The sequence below is a fragment of the Magnetococcales bacterium genome, assembly GCA_015232395.1.
Lineage (GTDB): Bacteria > Pseudomonadota > Magnetococcia > Magnetococcales > JADFZT01 > JADFZT01.
On sequence record JADFZT010000042.1, the window covers coordinates 23,079 to 40,389 of the forward strand.

The following is a 17,311-nucleotide window of genomic DNA, read 5'->3' on the forward strand; positions in this document are numbered from 1 at the left end:
CTGCTCAACGCCCCCCCGAAACCGGTTTACCCGCCTCCAGCATCCACAACTCCAAAGGTTCATGCTCTGGAGAAAAATATTGAATGGAGCGCCGCACCTTTCCGGTTTCGGTGTCGGCCCAAAACTGATTGACAAAGCGCCATCCCAAAAGCTCCGCGTCACACGCCTCTTTGACGTGCACCACCGGATAAGAACGTTCCAGCAGTTCAATTCGGGACTCTCCCATCCCCTCCATCAGACAGCGCACCATCACCCCATAATGATCCCTGAGTGGCTCTTCGGGTGTTTCTCGATTGAGCCAGGAGCCGATGGAGGAAGCTGGCTCAGACATCTGATTATTTCCTTTAAAAACAGTCAGATCTATAGTTCTCTGGGAAACATTACCCCACGCCTCCAACCGGTGTAACCCAACCAGAACCGGATCTTCACGCAGTAGGTCGGAAAAGGTGAGATCCTGTTCAAATCCCACCGTTCGCACCAACCGGCCTTGGCGGGTTGCCAAAATCCGACGGTTGTCCTCAGAGACCCAATATTGTTTGCTTTGTTCAATTTTCCGGGGGGAGAGAAAAAACCACTCCCCTTCTCCAGCCCTTGCCAAGACTGACGCATTTGGTAGATTGTCCAGATAGTGTCGGGAGATCGGATAGCGATTGTCATCATGGCCGACCTGGTGTTCAACGTAGACATTTTCCTCTGCAACGGCGGTAGAAAACTCCCCGCCCGATGCTGAACGGCCCGGCGCTGGCAACAAGGGGGAAGAACACCCCACAAGACCCATCCCGACTGCCATGAGCAGCGCCAGGGTACATGCACTTTTTCTCAAACCTATTCCCGGATGATGGCCGAACATGTCTGTTGAACTCCTTCTTTCCCGGTTGTCCAAATTTCGATCTGTCACCTGGTTCATTCTGCCGATCCTGCTGATGCTCCTGGCCCATCCTGCCTACGCCTTCATGAAGGAGGTGGAGAACAACCCGGCATTGACTGAAGACCGGCTGCTGGAGCTTCTTTCCGGTCGCAACACCCCGGAAAGCCAGTTCCTCTCCCCTCTCGACAAGCTACGAGAGGCCAAGAAGTCACAAAAGATGCCAGGGAAGTCCCTAAAAAGACAGGGTGAAGAAGAAATTCAGTCAGATCTTTCGGTTCTGGAGGCCGATTATTCCCTGCGTACCGGCACCCCCCTCACCCAGTTCGGCTATGACGTTTTCAACAAGGAACAGACCGGCGGCCCCTTGACCGGCGCCATCGGCGAAGACTATCGCATCGGCATAGGCGAACAGATGGTGCTGATCTTTCGGGGCAAGGAATCCACAGACCATCAGGTCAAAGTGGATCGGGAAGGCCGCATGATCCTACCCGGCATGCCCCCCATCCAAGCTGCGGGACGCACTTTCGGTGAAGTACGCCAGGAGGTCAAGGAACGCACGCACAAGGCCATGGCCGGAACCGATGTCTTCCTCTCTATCGGTGCGGTGCGCTCCTTTTCAGTAATGGTGGTCGGAGAGGTAGCCGAACCCGGTGGCCACCGGCTCACCGGCCTCTCCACGGTGATGGATGCCCTCTCCCTGGCCGGTGGCATCAAAAAAACCGGCAGCCTGCGCACCATTCGTCTTCAGCGGCAAAACCATACCCGCAAGATCGACCTTTACGACCTTCTGATCGACGGTCGTCTGCCCCAGGATTTGACCCTCCAGGAGGGGGACGTCATCATGGTGCCCCCCATCGGCCCCACGGTGGCAGCCGCCTGGAACGTCATCCGCCCGGGCATCTTTGAACTCTCCTCCAATCAGCGACGCATTTCCCTCTCTGAACTCCTCGGCTGGGCCGGGGGGTCGATTCGTCCCAGCGGCAACCACCACTATTTGCTCTCCCTGGATTCTGGCGGCAACGAAAAGCTGATCGACAAATCCCGCCTGACCAGAAGCCACGCCCAGCCCGGGGATGTTTTGCTCACCCGCTGGAAAGAAGGCAAACGGCTGGGCTTTGTCTCGGTTCAAGGTAACGTCAAGGGCAGCCCCGTTGTCCGAGCCCTGGCCCAAACTCCCACAGTGGCAGACCTGGTCAGATCCATCACCTTTGAAAAAAATCCCTACCTGCTGTTTGCTGTTTTGGAAACGACCGACGAAAACACCCTCAAACGCCAATTCCAACCCCTGAACCTGCATGGGGTTTTGAGCGGTCAGATCGATCACCCCCTGAAAGACGAAGATGTCCTGATCGTTCTCGGTACCGAGGATGTCCAGTTTTTAACCACCGATCCAGTCAAAAATGCCCGTGGTTCCCCTTCCTGCCAAGTGCTCTCCATGAAGGCGGACGAAGAGTTGGTGGAAATCACCAGCGAAGCCAATCTCTCTTTTTCACAAGAAGAGGAGGTTCGGTTCGAGCCACGGGATCTGGATGAAGATGAACAAGAAGAGTCTGACAGGATCCGCGATTTTCGCTCTTACGATAAAGAGCCCAGCGCTGCTGCAGCCTTCTCAGCCAGTCAACTGGAAACCCTGGTCAGCGCCAAGGGCATCGACCTGATGCGCTGTCCGGACCTGCTGCGTGCCAATGTCGGACTACTGAAATTTCTTTTGGAATTCAGTCTGACCCTCCATGGTGAAATTCGTGAACCCGGGGTCTATCCCATCACCCCTGGAACCCCTCTGGATCTGGTCATCACCAACGCTGGCGGCCTGACCCGGGAAGCGGACACCACCCTGGTGGAACTCTCCCGGGAAGTGGCCTCCCAGGGGGGTAGCAGCTCCACAGTGGTGCGTAACAGGCTGAACCTGTCGGATGATTTTGTCAGCCAGGAAACCGCCCTGCTCCCCAAGGATACCCTCCTGTTCAACGCGACCTATAGCGACCGGGAAAGAGGCATTGTCAATCTCTCAGGCGCTTTCATCCGGCCTGGTGGCTATGAAATCCGTCGGGGGGAACGACTGCTGGAGCTGATCCTGCGAGCCGGAGGGCTGACGGACCAAGCCTATCCCTTGGGGGCAGTCTTCTCCCGAAAGTCGGTCAAAAAGAGCGAAGAGGAAGCCTTTAACAAATCCGCTCTGGAGGTGGAACGGGCCATGGCCTCCATGGCAACCGATACAGATGAAAACACCGACTCAAGCAATCTTTCCATCCTCAAAGCCTTGGCAGACTCCCTGCGCAATACCGAACCGGTGGGACGGGTGGTTGTTGAGAGCGACCCCACCATCCTCCAGGTACGCCCCGAGTTTGACATCATCATGGAACCCGGCGACAAGCTCTATATGCCCAAACGGTCCAACTTTGTCACCGTCACCGGTGAAGTGTTGAACCCCGGCAATCTGAGCTTTTTATCTGGAGCCAATGCAGAGGACTATATCACCCGATCCGGCGGCTTGAGGAAGACGGCCATGAAAGAGGCCATTTTCATGATCAGCCCCAACGGAGCGGCCCAACCCCTGAACCCGGACACCTCCTGGAATGCCAGGCAGCCCATCGTGACCGTGGCCCCTGGCAGCGTTATCGTGGTGCCTCTGGATCCCAAGCCTTTCGACTGGATGACCACCTCTATCAATATCACCGAACTTTTGAGTCAATTGGCGGTGACCGCAGCCTCGCTGGCGGTGATCGGCAATTAGCATCGACCAGCTGAATGCACACACAACACACTTCACCTGGACACAGCCTTCTCTGAAAAAAATCTTCGGATTCGTTCGATCATTCAAGACAAAGATCTGATCGACAAGCAGGGTTCCAATTTATTCCAATTCCAGATCATTAGTGTAATAATATGCGCATCATCCCTCAAGAAGAAGGAGATGCACAGATGGCAAGAAAGCCGAGTGGGCTGGAGGTGGTGGGGCGCGCCAAGGAATATCTGACCAAAGCCAAGACTGTGGCCGAGTTGCGACAAGCTCAAGCAGTCGTTCTTCCCATCGAATTTGGCATGTCCATGGCCCAGACGGCGCAAATTCTTGGTGTGTCGGTGGGTTGGGTATGCCGGTTACGGACACGGTTCATTCGAGAAGGCGGCAGGTCTTCACCAGTCGGAGCAGGGCGAGGCGGCAGGCGGCGTGAAAACATGAGCCGCGAAGAAGAAGCTGAATTTCTGGAGCCTTTTTTTGACAAGGCCAAAGCAGGCGGCGTCCTTGTTGTGGAGGAAATCAAGCGCGCCCTGGATGAATGTCTTGGGCGCAAGGTTGCCTTGTCCTCGGTCTACAACCTGTTGCACCGCCATGGGTGGCGAAAGCTGACTCCGGACAAACGCCACCCGCAATCCGACCCAGAGGCTCAGGCCGATTGGAAAAAAAACTGCCCGAAATCATTGCCAAAATCGATCGGGAGTGGCCGAAGGAAGGGCCGATCAGGCTGATGTTCCAAGATGAGGCTCGTTTTGGGCGCATCTCCGATACACGAGCCTGCTGGTGCTCGAAGCCATTCCGACCCGTCTGCCAAGCCATGGTGTCCCACCAATACACCTACGCTTATGGTGCGGCATCGGTGGCGGACGGTCAGTTTGACAGCCTCATTTTGCCGCACGTCAACGGAGCGTGCATGCAGATATTCTTGGATGAGATCGGGACGCGATACCCGGATGACCGCATCGTCATGGTGATGGATGGGGCAGGATGGCATAAAAGCCAATCGCTCATCCCACCGGACAACATGCGTCTACTGTTTCTCCCGCCCTATGCGCCAGAACTCAACCCTATGGAGCATATCTGGGATGAATTGCGTGAGAAGTGGTTCCACAACAACGTCTTTGCAAGTCTCAATTCTCTTGAACGGCATCTGGAAGCCGCTCTCCAAGCCCTGGAAAAAGACCACGCGCGCGTGCACTCTATCGTGGCATGGCCATGGATAAATAATGCTCTATTGATTTAGAATTGGAATAAGATGGTACCCGCGGTGGGACTCGAACCCACACTTCCGAAGGAAAACGGATTTTAAGTCCGTAGCGTCTACCGATTCCGCCACGCGGGCAAAGCATTCAACATCTTGTTTATAAAGAATTTCCATCATGGGTCAAGCGACCAGATTAGGCATTGTATAATATTTTCCAATTATACAGTATAATATTTCTCTCTCCCACCCCCATCTTCAGCCCCCCACCCGCTCCCGTAGCGGAACAACCGTCTCAACCTCCCTGGCTTTGACATAATGTTCGGTCATCTGGGCTGAGGTGTGTCCGGCCAATCTCTGGGCATCCATCCCCAACCGTGTGGCATCGATCAACGCCTTGGCGCGAATGTCGTGGATTCGGAAAGGCTGTACAGGGATTGAAGAATCGTCAGGCCAGCCATTAGGCGAATCGGAATGCCGGGACGGCTAACATCCGCATACAGAGGCCCGAACCGATCCTCCAAAGCGGGCCAGGCGATTCGATCCGCCAACAGGACCAGTTCATGATCAGGATTGCAAAGATCCTCCAAACGGGTGTCAAACAACCTGTTCTGAGGGTCGATTCGGCTTCTTGCTGGCTTCATGATTTGCAAGATAATGGCTGGAGAAATAACGATTTCTTGCAAATCATAATACCACAAAACACTCATCAACGCATTGGTTTTAAATGGAATTGTCTGTTTTGCGCGATCAACTACCGCAGCCCTCACCCGTACCGCTCAGGACGCCCAGGAGGAGGTGCGCCGTCAGCTTCCTGAAAAATTCACGATTCGTACCAAATGGGTCGCCAAAGGTACCGTATCCGGCCTGCAAACAAGAACAACCTGGAAGCTGCTGTCACCGTCCTGAATGACTTCATGGCTCTGCAGGAAACCGGGGGGGGAGTGGGCATGAAATGCTCTTAGCCTGGGGATGTGCTTGCCGTTCGGGCCTCCCCCGCTGATGAGAACTTGGACTAGAAAGCGATGAACCTGTAAAAAAAATGGGGTTTCGATAGGAACCGCCTAAAGAAAACGAATAGCGCAGTTCAATCGCAATAGGTCGCGCAGAGGATGGTATAAATGATTGATTCCTGTTCCCCCATGTTTTCTTCAGCAAGGTCTTTCTGCTCCTGAAAATCTTCGTTCAGGTCGTAAAGTGCATTCGTCCCATCCTCCAGATACCGGATCAGATGTTTGTCCTCCCGGTAAATGGAAACAATTTCCCCTTTATCCTTATGATCAACGAAGGAAATCACCGGGTGTTCATCCAAGTTGATTTCCTTATCCGTCTGTAGGTAAGGCAATATGGAGCGAGCATCGATTGAAGGAATCTCCAGTTTGAGCCAATCGAGGATGGTTGGCAGCAGATCAAAGGTGCGCACCGGGGATTTGACTACCTTTCCCCGCCTTTGGTAGGGAAATTTGATCACCAAAGGGACAGCAAGCTCCGCATCCAACAAATCGGTGCCGTGTCTGAAGTTGGCGTTGTGGTCAAGCATGATCTCTCCATGATCAGAGGTCACGATAATCAGGGATGAATCGTAGATGCCAGCCTCTTTGAGCTTTTCAAAAAGCTTGCCGAGCTGAATGTCAGTATAGCGAATGCTCGCATCATAGGCGGCAACATACATCCGCCCATCCCGATAGATTCCGCTATCGCCTCCCGGCTCACCAAATCGATCCAGCAAACGGTCAGAAAAGTGTTCCTCTTTCAAATGACCAGACGGGTCAGGCAAAGAATCGACAATGACCTTCTCCGCATTTTTGAATGTCTGGTCGTTCAGATAACGCTCAAAATAATTGGTCTGATCAATAGCTGCGGTATAAGGCCAGTGGGGGTTGAATAACCCTAAAAACATAAAAAACGGCTGTTCCTGGCTCTCCAAATTATTATCAAGCCAAGAGGCCGCTACCTTGACGGCATCTTCATCCAGGCGGGAGGGAGCGGTACGGGTAGAGGTCTCGTCAAAATCCTTGACGATATATCCAATCATTCTATTGCGTTGAATAGAGAGGGTGTAGTAGCCCCCCTGATCCTTGAAAGTTTCGATCAGGGAGCCGGAGGTGTAGGGCAACACATTATCGTCGTCAGGCTTGAAGAGGTTGCCGTGGTTGAAAGGGTAGAGCCCCCATAAGAGGGAAGAGACTGCAGGCATAGTCCAGGAGGATTGACTCTTGGCTTCGGTGAACAGATAGCCTTGTTCGGAAAGTTTTGAAAGATTCGGCGTGGTGTCGCGATCATATCCGGCCAAAGAGGTATGATCATGGCGCAGGGTATCGATATGGATCAAAAAAATGTGGGGAAATTCTTCCAGGGAAGGGGAAACAAGTTCACTAGGAATCTGCTGTGAACTCTCCCCTTGGTGATGCCCTCCCCCCGCAGCAGCCGGCCTCGTCACGGACGAAAAAAGCATGGCGCAAAAAAGAAACATAAAAACAAAACGGTTCATTGAAAGCATGATGCTCACCAAACGAGAAAACCACCTTGCCAATTATTGGCCACCAGACAAAAAGGCGGCGTGGGAAAATCCGTTCAAACAAATCAGAGAGGCCTAAACAAACCTATTCCGCAACAACCAGACCAATAGCACATTTTATCGGTGCGTGTCATAAAAAAATGGACTCCTTTGTCTTGTGAATTAAATTTAACACCCAATCCATTCCGTCAACCAGCATCCACCACAACTCACTACCTTTATTGAGTTTTTTAAGATAGCGGAACTGCTAGAGCTATAGGTATTCCTGACACACTTATTTCGATAGCCATGGAGCCACCATAATATATCGCTGGGGAGGGGAAGGGCGCAAAATACTCACCTTCCGGGATCTGGAGGAACAAAACACCATACCCACCCTGTGGGAAGCGGAAGATTGGCTGCCGGGGGAAGAGAATCCATAATTCAGTAGGCTTCAAACTCCCACAGGTGTTGTCCTGGACAACAACCTGAAGGAAGTATCCAACCATGAAACAGCTGCCCATGGCCACCACCCCGGAGCAGACCACCAAAGCCATTCATCACACCGTGGAAAGCCAGGAACGAATTATCCTGAACCAAGGGTGGAGAGGAAGTGGCTGCCATCATCCCCATGGCGAAATTTCGGCTGCTGGAACGGTTGCTGGAGCTGCTCGAAGAGCAACACGACATCGAAGCTGCTGAAAAAATTCTTTCCGACCCCGATCAACAGTGGCCCCCCCTGGAAGAGGTGATTCAAGAATTCGGTCTGGAAAACGAAATACCGGGTTGAACTCTCCCGATCCGCACGAAAAGAGCTGGCAGCCCTCTCCCAACAAACACGCTCCCGCCTGCTGAAAGCCATCCAAGCCCTCTCCGACAATCCCCGCCCCCATAACGCCAAAGCTCTACAGGGGGCCTATCGGCTTTTCCATCGCCTGGGGGTGGGGGAGTTTCGAATCATCTATCACATTCATGATCAAGCCGTACGAATCCAGACGATCCGAATCGCCAGCCGCGGCCAAGTCTATCGCAATCTGCCCCGCCCCACCTGATCAATTCCCCACAAAACAACCAGAAACCCGCTGCATCTCCCCTCCCCACACCCCACACCATTGACCCGGAACACCAGAACCCCTATACCGAAACCTTGAATGCATTCTCCCCTATTCCATTGATCCGAGGCGTTCCATGGCCGACTCCAGCCGTCCCCAATTCAAAAGCCAAGCCACCCAAGCCCTCCACAGCGGCATCCATCGCACCGGAGAGCGGGAAAACAGCCCGGCGATCTTCGTCACCTCCAGCTTTGCCTACGAATCCGCCGCCCAAGCCCAGGCGGTGTTTGCCGGGAGCGAAGAGGGGAACGTCTACAGCCGCTTCAGCAACCCGACAGTGGAAGCCTTCGAGGAGAGGACTGCTACCTTGGAAGGGGGCGAAAAAGGACTCGCCACCGCTTCCGGCATGGCCGCCATCACCGCCACCTTTCTATCCCTCCTCTCCAGCGGCGACCATGTGGTGATCAGCCAGGCGGTGTTCGGCTCCACCTCCAATATCGCCTCCAGCGTGCTCTCCCGCATGGGCATTGGAGTAACCCGAGTCCCCCTCTCCGACACCCAGGCCTGGGCCGAAGCGATCACCCCCCAAACCAAGCTCCTCTTTTTGGAAACCCCGGCCAATCCTACGCTGGAGATGGGGGATCTGGCGGCTATTGGGGAGCTGGCGAAAAAAAATGATCTGCTGGTCGCGGTGGATAACGTCTTTTGCACCCCCATCCTGCAACAACCCCTGCGCTTTGGGGCCCACCTGGTGATCCACTCCGGCACCAAATATATGGATGGTCAGGGGCGGGTTCTGGGGGGAGTCATCGTTGGTGGGGAAGAGCTGCTGATGGATAAAATCTATCCCTTCCTGCGCAACACCGGTCCGGCGCTCTCCCCCTTCAACGCCTGGGTGCTGCTCAAAGGGCTCGAAACCCTGCCCCTGCGCATGAAACGCCACTGTAAAACGGCTCTCTCCGTGGCGCAAAAGCTGGCCCAGCGGGACGATCTCCGAGGCAAGGTCTACTATCCCGGACTCCCCAGCCATCCCCAACACCAACTCGCCAGCCGCCAGATGTCCGGCTATGGGGGCATCCTCTGCCTGGAGCTGGGCAGCCGGGAGCAGGCCCACGCCTTTATCGACCGGCTTCAACTCGCCACCATCACCGCCAATCTGGGAGACACTCGCACCCTGGTGACCCACCCCGCCACCACCACCCACGGACGCCTCTCCCCCCACGAACGCCTGTCAGCCGGGGTGACCGACGGCCTGGTGCGCCTCTCCATGGGGCTGGAAGATGCCGGGGATATCATCGACGATCTGACCCAGGCTCTGGGGAACAACCCCGATGCCGGGGCGTAACCCCCCCCTCCCCGACCCGGCCAATCACCCCCTGCCGGAATAAATGTCAAGAAAACAACTCTTGCCGAATCGGGCGGCAGGAGGCAAAATAGCATCTAATCCAACGCCTAACCTTCAAGCACCCCCCAACGGAGTCCACTATGGGCCGATCCCATGACCGGGTATCCTCCTTCGCACCCCCCCCCGGCAACAACCCCATCAGCATGATCGAAGAGTATGCCATCGATCAGGAATGGAACTCGGAACGGACCAACGAAAACGAACTCTGGGCGGAAATTCCCTCCCAGTGGGGCAACCAACGACTCTGGGCGGCCTTTCACGAAGATATGGGCTTTTTGCAGGTCAACTGCTACCTCAACATTAAAATCCCCCCCCGCTTCGTCAAGGAAGTCGCCCACACCATCACCCTCATCAACGAACGGATCTGGCTGGGTCATTTCGAAATTTGGGGAGAAGAACAATCGCCGGTGTTTCGCGTGGTGGTGCCCCTGCGAGGCAGTGAACTCACCGTCGAGCAGATGGAAGATATCATCGCAGCGGTCTATCAGGAGATGGAACGGTTTTTCCCCACCTTTCAGTGGGTGATCTGGGGCGGCAAAAAACCCGACGACGCCGTAGCCGCCACCATCGTCGAAACCGAAGGGGAAGCCTGACCTCCCCCAGCACCACACCGGGCAGCCCAGGCCCTCCCATCCCCCCAACCCGGAGATCCCATGAGTGGGAGCCATTCAGTCGCTGACCGACCCACCATCCTGGTAACCGGCGGTGCCGGGTTTATCGGTAGCCACACCTGCAAAGCCCTCTTTCAGGCAGGCTATCATCCGGTGGTCTTCGATAACCTCTCCACCGGACACCACTGGGCGGTCAAATGGGGCCCCCTGGAACACGGCGATCTGGCTGATCGCCCCCGGATCAAACAAGCCCTCAAACGCCACAAACCCCTGGCCATCCTGCACTTTGCCGGTTTTATCGATGCTGGGGAATCCACCGTCGATCCCGGTAAATATTATCACAACAACACCTTGGCCAGCCTCACCCTCCTGGAGGCGATGCGGGATCTTCAGATCCAAAACCTCCTTTTTTCCTCCACCGCCGCCGTCTATGGGGAACCCCGAACCACCCCCATCACCGAAAACCACCCCCGAATCCCCATCAACCCCTACGGCAACTCCAAGCTCGCGGTGGAAAAAATGATGGTCGATTTTGGCCAAGCCTACGACCTCAACCACCTCTCCCTACGCTATTTTAACGCCGCCGGCGCCGATCCCGATGGAGATCTGGGAGAAATCCACACCCCCGAAAGCCACATCATCCCCCTGATCTGCCAGGCGGCCAGCGGTCAACGCCCCCACATCGAACTCTTCGGGCAGGACTATCCCACCCCGGACGGCACCTGCATTCGGGATTATATCCACGTCACCGACCTGGCCCAAGCCCACGTACTCGCCCTCAAAGCCCTGACCAACGACGCCACCCTCCCCCCCCAGCTCAATCTGGGTAACGGGCGAGGCTATTCGGTTTTGGAAGTGATTGCAGCGGTGGAAAAAGTGACGGGACGAAAAGTCCCCATTCAAAAGGCTCCCCGAAGAACCGGAGATCCGGCACAGCTGGTGGCCGATGCCCAAAAAGCCCGGAAGGCCCTCGGCTGGCATCCCCAACTGACCTCCCTGGAAAGGATGGTCCAACACGCCTGGGAGTTTTGGTGTCAAAAAGAGCTTGGTGGAGAATAAATCAAAGCCTCTCAAGCCTCTCGCCGAACCGCCCCACAAAGGGACCGATCACAGGCCTGAAAAAAAACGCCAACCCCACCCAAATCCCCCTTGACATCGGCTAACCCAAACCGCTCAAAAGCTTTTTTCAGGTATCCACAAATCCTGTGGAAAAAGCTGTGGATAACTTGACTTTAAGGGGAATCTTTCCCTTGATATTCCAACCCTTCCGACAAGATGCCCGCTTTTTAGGCCCCATTTTTTTATCTGATTTTTCAATCTATTACAAAATTTCCATCAGACGATGGCGATTTTCATTTATAAGCGTATCATCAAAATGACTGGTTGGGGGGAACCTGTGAATCATTTACAGATTAACCGGGGGTTTATCGGCCAAAAGCCATTCCTCAAACCACACTTCCCCCTCCTCCCCCGCTCTATTGCGTCCAGCCAAAACGCTCCCGCATCACCCCGGAAATATGCCCTGACATCCAGGCCTTTTGCTCCGCATCAAACACCTCCCGCCACTCACTGGTGCGCCCTTTACGGAAACGGGTTTTTTTGGATTTTTCCGGCACCTTGATCATTTTCACATCGGGTTTGAAAAAGTGCACCGCCTCCATCAAAAAGCGCGCTTCCCCTACCTCCCGCATTTTTTCAAAGGTGGTGATCATCACCTTCACCGGCCCCTGCTCCTGGCGGGCTTCATAGTCGAGCCAGGATTGGATCCATTGAATCTGCCGGGGATAATAGTTTTCCATCAGCCACTGCTGCCGCTCGGCTGTACTCATGGCAGGATAGCGGCTTTCGATGGCGCGGTTGCGATAAAACCCCAACCCCCCTTCGCAATGGTGAAAAAAGGAGAGCAGAGACTGCCTGGGATCCCGCACCTGGATTAAAACCCGATCCACGCCGGTACGATCCAAAACCGCCAGATTGTGTGGGGAGGCCTGGGCATGACTCCCCACCATCCCCCGCATGCCGGAGAGAGCTGCAATACCTGAAGGAATCAGGTGAATGGAGGGAAACAGGCCATCGCCACAATCGAACATGGAGCCGATACGCCCGATTCCCAAGGTCTGACAGAGCCCCTCCGTAAGAAAAGTGCCCGCCGATTTGGGTAGCCAGCAAAAAAAAGTCAGTCCACGGCCATCCACCTCCCTCTTTTCCACATCGACGCCATTGCCCAGATGAAACTCCTTGAGAAGCTCTTCACAAATAGCCAGCCGCCCTTGATGGCCATGAATGGCGGCCAGGGCTACCAGCATGGTCTTGTCATCCGGGTGTAACGCCATTCCCCGGCGGACAACCTGCTCAGCCACCGGAAAACAGACCTCCATCAACTCGACGCTCGCCTTGTGAAAATCAAAACGATTCGGCTCCAATTCGATGGCCTTGACCACCGCTTTTTCTGCCCCTTCCACCTGCCCTTTTCGGCCCAAAATCCAGCCCATGTTGTACCATGCCGCCGCATATTTGGGACTCAACTCCACCGCCTTGTTCAAAAACTGCAAGGCCTCCTCAAAAAGGTCCATCTTGCCCATCGTGATCCCCACCAGATTCCAAATAGCCGGTGAGCGCGGCTCGATGGCCAAAATCTTCTGGCAGCTGGCAATGGTTTCCTTATGTTTATCAGCCTGATAGCTATCAATAGCCTTTTGATAAAAATCAGCAATTTGCGGATCCGCATCAGCGCTGATTTCAAGATCAATCACGCTATCGGTCACCTTGGCAGCAGCAGAAACAATCATGGCAAAATTTTCCTGGTCACGACGACTTGACGAAAAGCCAAAACGGGTTTAGCCTTGGGTTCGTTTTTTAGATTGACGGGCGGTTAGCTCAGTGGGAGAGCACTACCTTGACACGGTAGGGGTCAGAAGTTCAACTCTTCTACCGCCCACCATTTTTCATTCTTTATCAAGCGGTTGGAGGGTTACCTTCCAGCCGCTTTTTTTGTGTCTGAGGCAATAAATTCATCCATGGCCAGCCAATATTTGCCTTCAAACCTCTACTGGCAACCAGCTTCTGGAAGACGGATGGAGGTCGCGTTCAACCGCCATCTCCCAGAACCCATAAATTCAGGCAAAAACCTTTGCAATTTTCATACCCTGATTCTGACCCCACTCTATCCACCAAACAGCCACTGTTTGTTGGAATCAGCATAACGGCACACTGAACAGTCTCACCTGCTATTTTCAAAACGAGGACTCTGGTGGCGCGGTCATTCAGCTGAGGGAGAATCAGCGACAGCCCCCCCTTCCTCTTGTCGTTCCAATCCCCGGGGGGCATACTGTGATTTTCGTCAGCAGAAATACTGGAAGGTACCTGATAATGTCCCCCATGCTGGAGACCTTTTAAGGAGATCCATCAAAACCATGAACGACTCTCCCTTTGCCAAACATCAAGCCATCACCCCGGAAGGAATCGCCAAGCTGGAACAGCTCAAAAGCGAGCTGGAAACCCTCACCCAGGCCATGCAGAGCATGGAGGGTAAGAGCAAGTATGAGATCGAAGGAACAGTGCGAGCCTTCCAGGATAAAGAGGGGGAAGTGCGGCAGTTTCTCCAGCAGTTGGGGCTGATGCCGGAAGGGTAAGGAATAAATTCCAAAGTCCCAAACAGGCTAAGGATGACCGACAACACCGATTCGGCTGGCATTGTCATCGAATCTGCCTTCCCCTCTGGGGAATTTCCTGGAAAAATGGGAGGCATCATCCTGCAAAAAATGATACTCTGATCTGTGGAATATTCAGGCCCGATTTTTTTTATGACGGCGTGGGGCTTTACAATAAACAGTGGTTTGTAGAGGGTGGCGATGAAATCATTCAAAGGTTTGTTAAACACCATCCGTGGGGATCAGCTTCCAGAAGCGCAGCAAAACCAGCAAACAGAGGAAAAACCCTCCCACACTTCCACCCTCGCCCCCAACGAATTCCGCGCCATTTCCCGAACTGAACTGCCTCTGGCGATCACCATCGACAGCATCTCCTGTTACATCGATTATTCTCCAGAGCAGGCCCGCTATCGGATCAAAGCCACCTCCGGAAAAAGGATGTCCTCCGAGGAGACCGTCAACCCCACCGACCGCCATAGAAAAGCGGTCAGCAATTTTATGTACAAAGGGCTCATCGGCATCCACCTCCACCCCTCCGGCATCATTCTACATCTGGATGAAGAAAAAAATTTCAAGGGAGAGGCCAGACACAACCAAACCCATGCCGAAATCACCTCTGCCAAACCCAGCAAAGAGACCCAAAAAGAGCTTCAGGGGCGCCTGACCCAGATTGATCTGAAAGCCTGCTCCCAAAGCACCCCGCTACTGATCTGCCCCAACCACGGAAAACTCCATATGCTGGTGCGGCCCGATGCCGAAAAAAAGGGCCGCTTCGGGGTCTTTTTATCCAGCGCCAAAGGCAAGGAGCGGGAAAACACCCCCCCCTCTTTTTATTTTGAGCAGGGCAAACCCCTGATCCTGAGTCAGGATTTTTTAATCAAGCTCGCCACCATCGGCAAAGGCAACATCGATGCCCGCAACTGGAACGCTGAGTTGAGGGATCCCATACTTGCGCGTTTCACCCTCTCCGACAGCCACACCCTCAACGTGGAAGAGCTTTTCACCAGCGATGGCCTGACCTTCCTGCTGGGAAATGCCGACCCCATCTATCTGGGCACCCCTGGCGTGCGCTCCGAAAAAGAAGAAGCGCAACATCAGAAAGAGTGCTTGGCTGCTGCTCGTGAGATCAGCTTGGTGGTTTCGAAAAATCTCCAGAAAAAAACCGCCAAGGAAGAGAAGGAAGCCGCCCGGGAGCGGGTGATGGCGACCGTGCTGGGCAGCCTCAAGATGGATAGCCCGGAGGGGGTGCGGCTGCTGGCTCTGGAGCTTGCGTTAAAAGAGGTTTTGGCGACTCTCTATGGGATCACTGGCGCCAGCGAAACAGCCATGCAGATCGACAATGAGCGCACCCGGTTGATTGATGCCATCACCCGGGAAACCATCGCCAAGCTGAAATCAGCCAGAACAAGGCAGATAGCCCTCACCGCCGTGCATCAGGCGGTCCGCAAGGCCGCCCCCAACTTCCCTCTGCCCCAACTGGGCAAGGGTATGGTGGAAGCTCTGCCCCCCTTTGATCAACAAGCTGCCGCCCGCCTGCCCAACGACCAGCTGATCGACCTGGCCCAGCATGCTGCGAAAACCCTGGTTTCAGCTAAAAATGTCAAGAATGTCAAACAGATTCTCCAGGAGATCAAAGACCATCCCGATCAAAAGGCGGCCCTCGTCCGGAAAGTACATCAGATCGGCTTTCGCTCCGCCAAAAAGGCCCTGGAGTATGCCCTGGTTCGGGCTTTGATCATGAAGGAGCTGCCAGCCATCGAAAAAATCAAACGGGCCGTACTCCAGGATCAGGCCCCCAAGGAGCTGGTAGCCGAAGAGCTGGAAAGCATCCAGAGAAGATATGCCGCCTATGCCGCCTATATGACCGCCTCTTTCCAAAAACGGCTGAAGCGCTCCATGGACTCCACCCTCAAAGAGTTTCAATACGGCACTACCACCGACACCCACCATCGCATTCCCACCAAGGGCTTTTTGACCTACATGATCGCCCTGCGCACCGCTGGGGGGCAGCTGACCGAACAGACCGACAGCGTGCCGGCGGTCTCCCCCTTGCAAACCTTGCCGGGGACGGTTCCCCACATTGAATTTCTCAAACCCGACCCCACCGCTACCGAAGCAACCGTACGGGTTTCCCACAACGATTCGGTGTTGATCGAAACCACTTTCGAGTGCGGCTCTTTGGAAAATCCCGCGCCGGAAGGGGTGCCGCTCCCCCTGTGGCAGGCGCTGTATGGCTTGTCATCCAGGGTGGTGGATTTTTATCTCACCGGCGCTTCCCACCGGCTGGAAGATCGCAAGCAGCATGAACGACTCATCACGCTGTTGACTGAAGAGCTGCTGAAAAAAATGCTCAATTTTCTCAGAGGGCTACAACGCAAACCCCCGGCCAACAACTATAATGATCTGCACCCCCTGCTGCGGGAGTCCCGGATGGTGCTGATCACCCGAGGAGGGGAAAAGCCTGAGGATGAGTGGCTGGATCTGAAAAAACGGAGTGACTCTGTTCGGGAGCGCCCCCTCAACCTGAAACACGCCCTCAAGTTGATCGTCAACGATCTGCTGAAAAAGGGTGTTTTGAGCAAAGACTCCTACCGCTTCAAACCCCAAATGCACACCTTTGCCACCGCCGGAACCAAAGCAGATGAAAAGATCCTCCTGCCCATCGAAATCCAGGTAGAACGCAGCCAGATCGCCATAAACGCCAAATTTAACGAAGAAATCTTCAAAAAAACCATCCACATCCCTGCGGAAAAATAGCCCTTCAGGCCAGGCTATGGGGCTTGGCTGGGTGATGAGCAGAGCTTCCCCGATGGGATCTCCGGGAAGCGTGGACCATGGCGGCGAGCTGGGGAAAATGCTGGTTATTTAATGCCAGCAGACTGGTAATCATTTGTTGCTGCAAAACCTCTCTTGATTTACCCTTCTTCTTAATAAACACTAAATCACCTCAACCCTACGGTAAGATTGCGTCATGGTGCTGTTCCGGGGTGTATGCCTGATCAGAGCGGGAGGGATCTTTTGAAAAATCTCATCACCACCTTTTACAATTTTAAGGGGGGTGTGGGATGCTCCCTATTATTGGCAAACGTTGCTGCTGCCTTGGCGGGGAAGCGGAAGGTGTTGATTTGGGATTTGGATGTGGAAGCGCCGGGGTTGCATCACCTCGCAGCACTCACCCCGAACCCCAAGCCGGAGAGCGGCTTTTTGGAGTGGCTCAAGGGGTGGCAGGAAGAGTCCATTGAGTTATTGATGAAAATCAGAGGTGTGCGTGAGAGGGATCAGTCGTGGGT

General features: G+C 54.4%; 14 protein-coding genes, 2 tRNA genes and 1 pseudogene. 12 read left to right on the forward strand and 5 right to left on the reverse strand.

What is annotated here, in order from left to right; genetic code table 11:
- Positions 1-4: 4 nt before the first annotated feature.
- The gene (locus HQL52_12340; protein ID MBF0370236.1) at positions 5-850 is read right to left on the reverse strand and encodes a YjbF family lipoprotein; all 846 of its coding nucleotides are present in this window, start codon (positions 848-850) and stop codon (positions 5-7) included.
- Between HQL52_12340 and HQL52_12345 the strand changes: the two genes are divergently transcribed.
- The 3 genes and pseudogenes from HQL52_12345 to HQL52_12355 all read left to right on the forward strand — a co-directional run bounded on the left by HQL52_12345 (position 849) and on the right by HQL52_12355 (position 4,605).
- Positions 849-3,602, forward strand: coding sequence for an SLBB domain-containing protein (locus HQL52_12345; protein ID MBF0370237.1), 2,754 nt, complete (start codon positions 849-851; stop codon positions 3,600-3,602). The two genes, HQL52_12340 and HQL52_12345, sit on opposite strands and share 2 nt — an antisense overlap.
- Positions 3,603-3,754: 152 nt before the next feature.
- A complete protein-coding gene (locus HQL52_12350) occupies positions 3,755-4,336 on the forward strand; it encodes a winged helix-turn-helix domain-containing protein (protein MBF0370238.1) in 582 nt (193 codons plus the stop codon).
- Positions 4,276-4,605 (forward strand): annotated as a pseudogene (locus HQL52_12355) (transposase). The gene HQL52_12350 and the pseudogene HQL52_12355 overlap by 61 nt, the downstream one beginning before the upstream one ends.
- Positions 4,606-4,861: 256 nt before the next feature.
- Here HQL52_12355 and HQL52_12360 read toward each other — a convergent pair.
- The 3 genes from HQL52_12360 to HQL52_12370 all read right to left on the reverse strand — a co-directional run bounded on the left by HQL52_12360 (position 4,862) and on the right by HQL52_12370 (position 7,306).
- Positions 4,862-4,947, reverse strand: a tRNA-Leu gene (locus tag HQL52_12360).
- A 248-nt stretch (positions 4,948-5,195) separates the two neighbouring features.
- A complete protein-coding gene (locus HQL52_12365; GenBank protein ID MBF0370239.1) occupies positions 5,196-5,576 on the reverse strand; it encodes a hypothetical protein in 381 nt (126 codons plus the stop codon).
- Between the two features lie 317 nt (positions 5,577-5,893).
- Complete coding sequence (locus HQL52_12370; GenBank protein MBF0370240.1) at positions 5,894-7,306, reverse strand: sulfatase-like hydrolase/transferase; 1,413 nt, start codon at positions 7,304-7,306, stop codon at positions 5,894-5,896.
- A 610-nt stretch (positions 7,307-7,916) separates the two neighbouring features.
- Between HQL52_12370 and HQL52_12375 the strand changes: the two genes are divergently transcribed.
- The 5 genes from HQL52_12375 to galE all read left to right on the forward strand — a co-directional run bounded on the left by HQL52_12375 (position 7,917) and on the right by galE (position 11,430).
- Positions 7,917-8,093, forward strand: a complete 177-nt coding sequence (locus HQL52_12375; protein MBF0370241.1) for a hypothetical protein — start codon at positions 7,917-7,919, stop codon at positions 8,091-8,093.
- A gap of 25 nt (positions 8,094-8,118) precedes the next feature.
- Positions 8,119-8,355 (forward strand): type II toxin-antitoxin system mRNA interferase toxin, RelE/StbE family, encoded by a 237-nt coding sequence (locus HQL52_12380; protein MBF0370242.1) that lies wholly within the window; start codon positions 8,119-8,121, stop codon positions 8,353-8,355.
- Between the two features lie 136 nt (positions 8,356-8,491).
- Positions 8,492-9,700: an O-succinylhomoserine sulfhydrylase gene (locus tag HQL52_12385; protein ID MBF0370243.1), complete on the forward strand. Its 1,209-nt coding sequence runs from the start codon at positions 8,492-8,494 to the stop codon at positions 9,698-9,700.
- A 140-nt stretch (positions 9,701-9,840) separates the two neighbouring features.
- Positions 9,841-10,353 carry a YbjN domain-containing protein gene (locus HQL52_12390; protein MBF0370244.1) on the forward strand — a complete coding sequence of 171 codons (513 nt, stop codon included), beginning with the start codon at positions 9,841-9,843 and terminating at the stop codon, positions 10,351-10,353.
- Between the two features lie 60 nt (positions 10,354-10,413).
- Entirely contained in the window at positions 10,414-11,430 is a 1,017-nt protein-coding gene (gene galE, locus HQL52_12395; GenBank protein MBF0370245.1) for a UDP-glucose 4-epimerase GalE, read from the forward strand.
- Between the two features lie 416 nt (positions 11,431-11,846).
- Here galE and HQL52_12400 read toward each other — a convergent pair whose 3' ends face one another.
- Entirely contained in the window at positions 11,847-13,160 is a 1,314-nt protein-coding gene (locus HQL52_12400; GenBank protein MBF0370246.1) for a tetratricopeptide repeat protein, read from the reverse strand.
- Between the two features lie 77 nt (positions 13,161-13,237).
- Between HQL52_12400 and HQL52_12405 the strand changes: the two genes are divergently transcribed.
- The 4 genes from HQL52_12405 to HQL52_12420 form a co-directional block, all read left to right on the forward strand.
- Positions 13,238-13,312, forward strand: a tRNA-Val gene (locus tag HQL52_12405).
- 472 nt (positions 13,313-13,784) lie between these two features.
- Positions 13,785-14,003 carry a hypothetical protein gene (locus HQL52_12410; GenBank protein MBF0370247.1) on the forward strand — a complete coding sequence of 73 codons (219 nt, stop codon included), beginning with the start codon at positions 13,785-13,787 and terminating at the stop codon, positions 14,001-14,003.
- A gap of 219 nt (positions 14,004-14,222) precedes the next feature.
- Positions 14,223-16,778, forward strand: coding sequence for a hypothetical protein (locus HQL52_12415; GenBank protein ID MBF0370248.1), 2,556 nt, complete (start codon positions 14,223-14,225; stop codon positions 16,776-16,778).
- A gap of 234 nt (positions 16,779-17,012) precedes the next feature.
- On the forward strand, positions 17,013-17,311 hold a 299-nt coding region (locus HQL52_12420; GenBank protein ID MBF0370249.1), incomplete at its 3' end, for a hypothetical protein.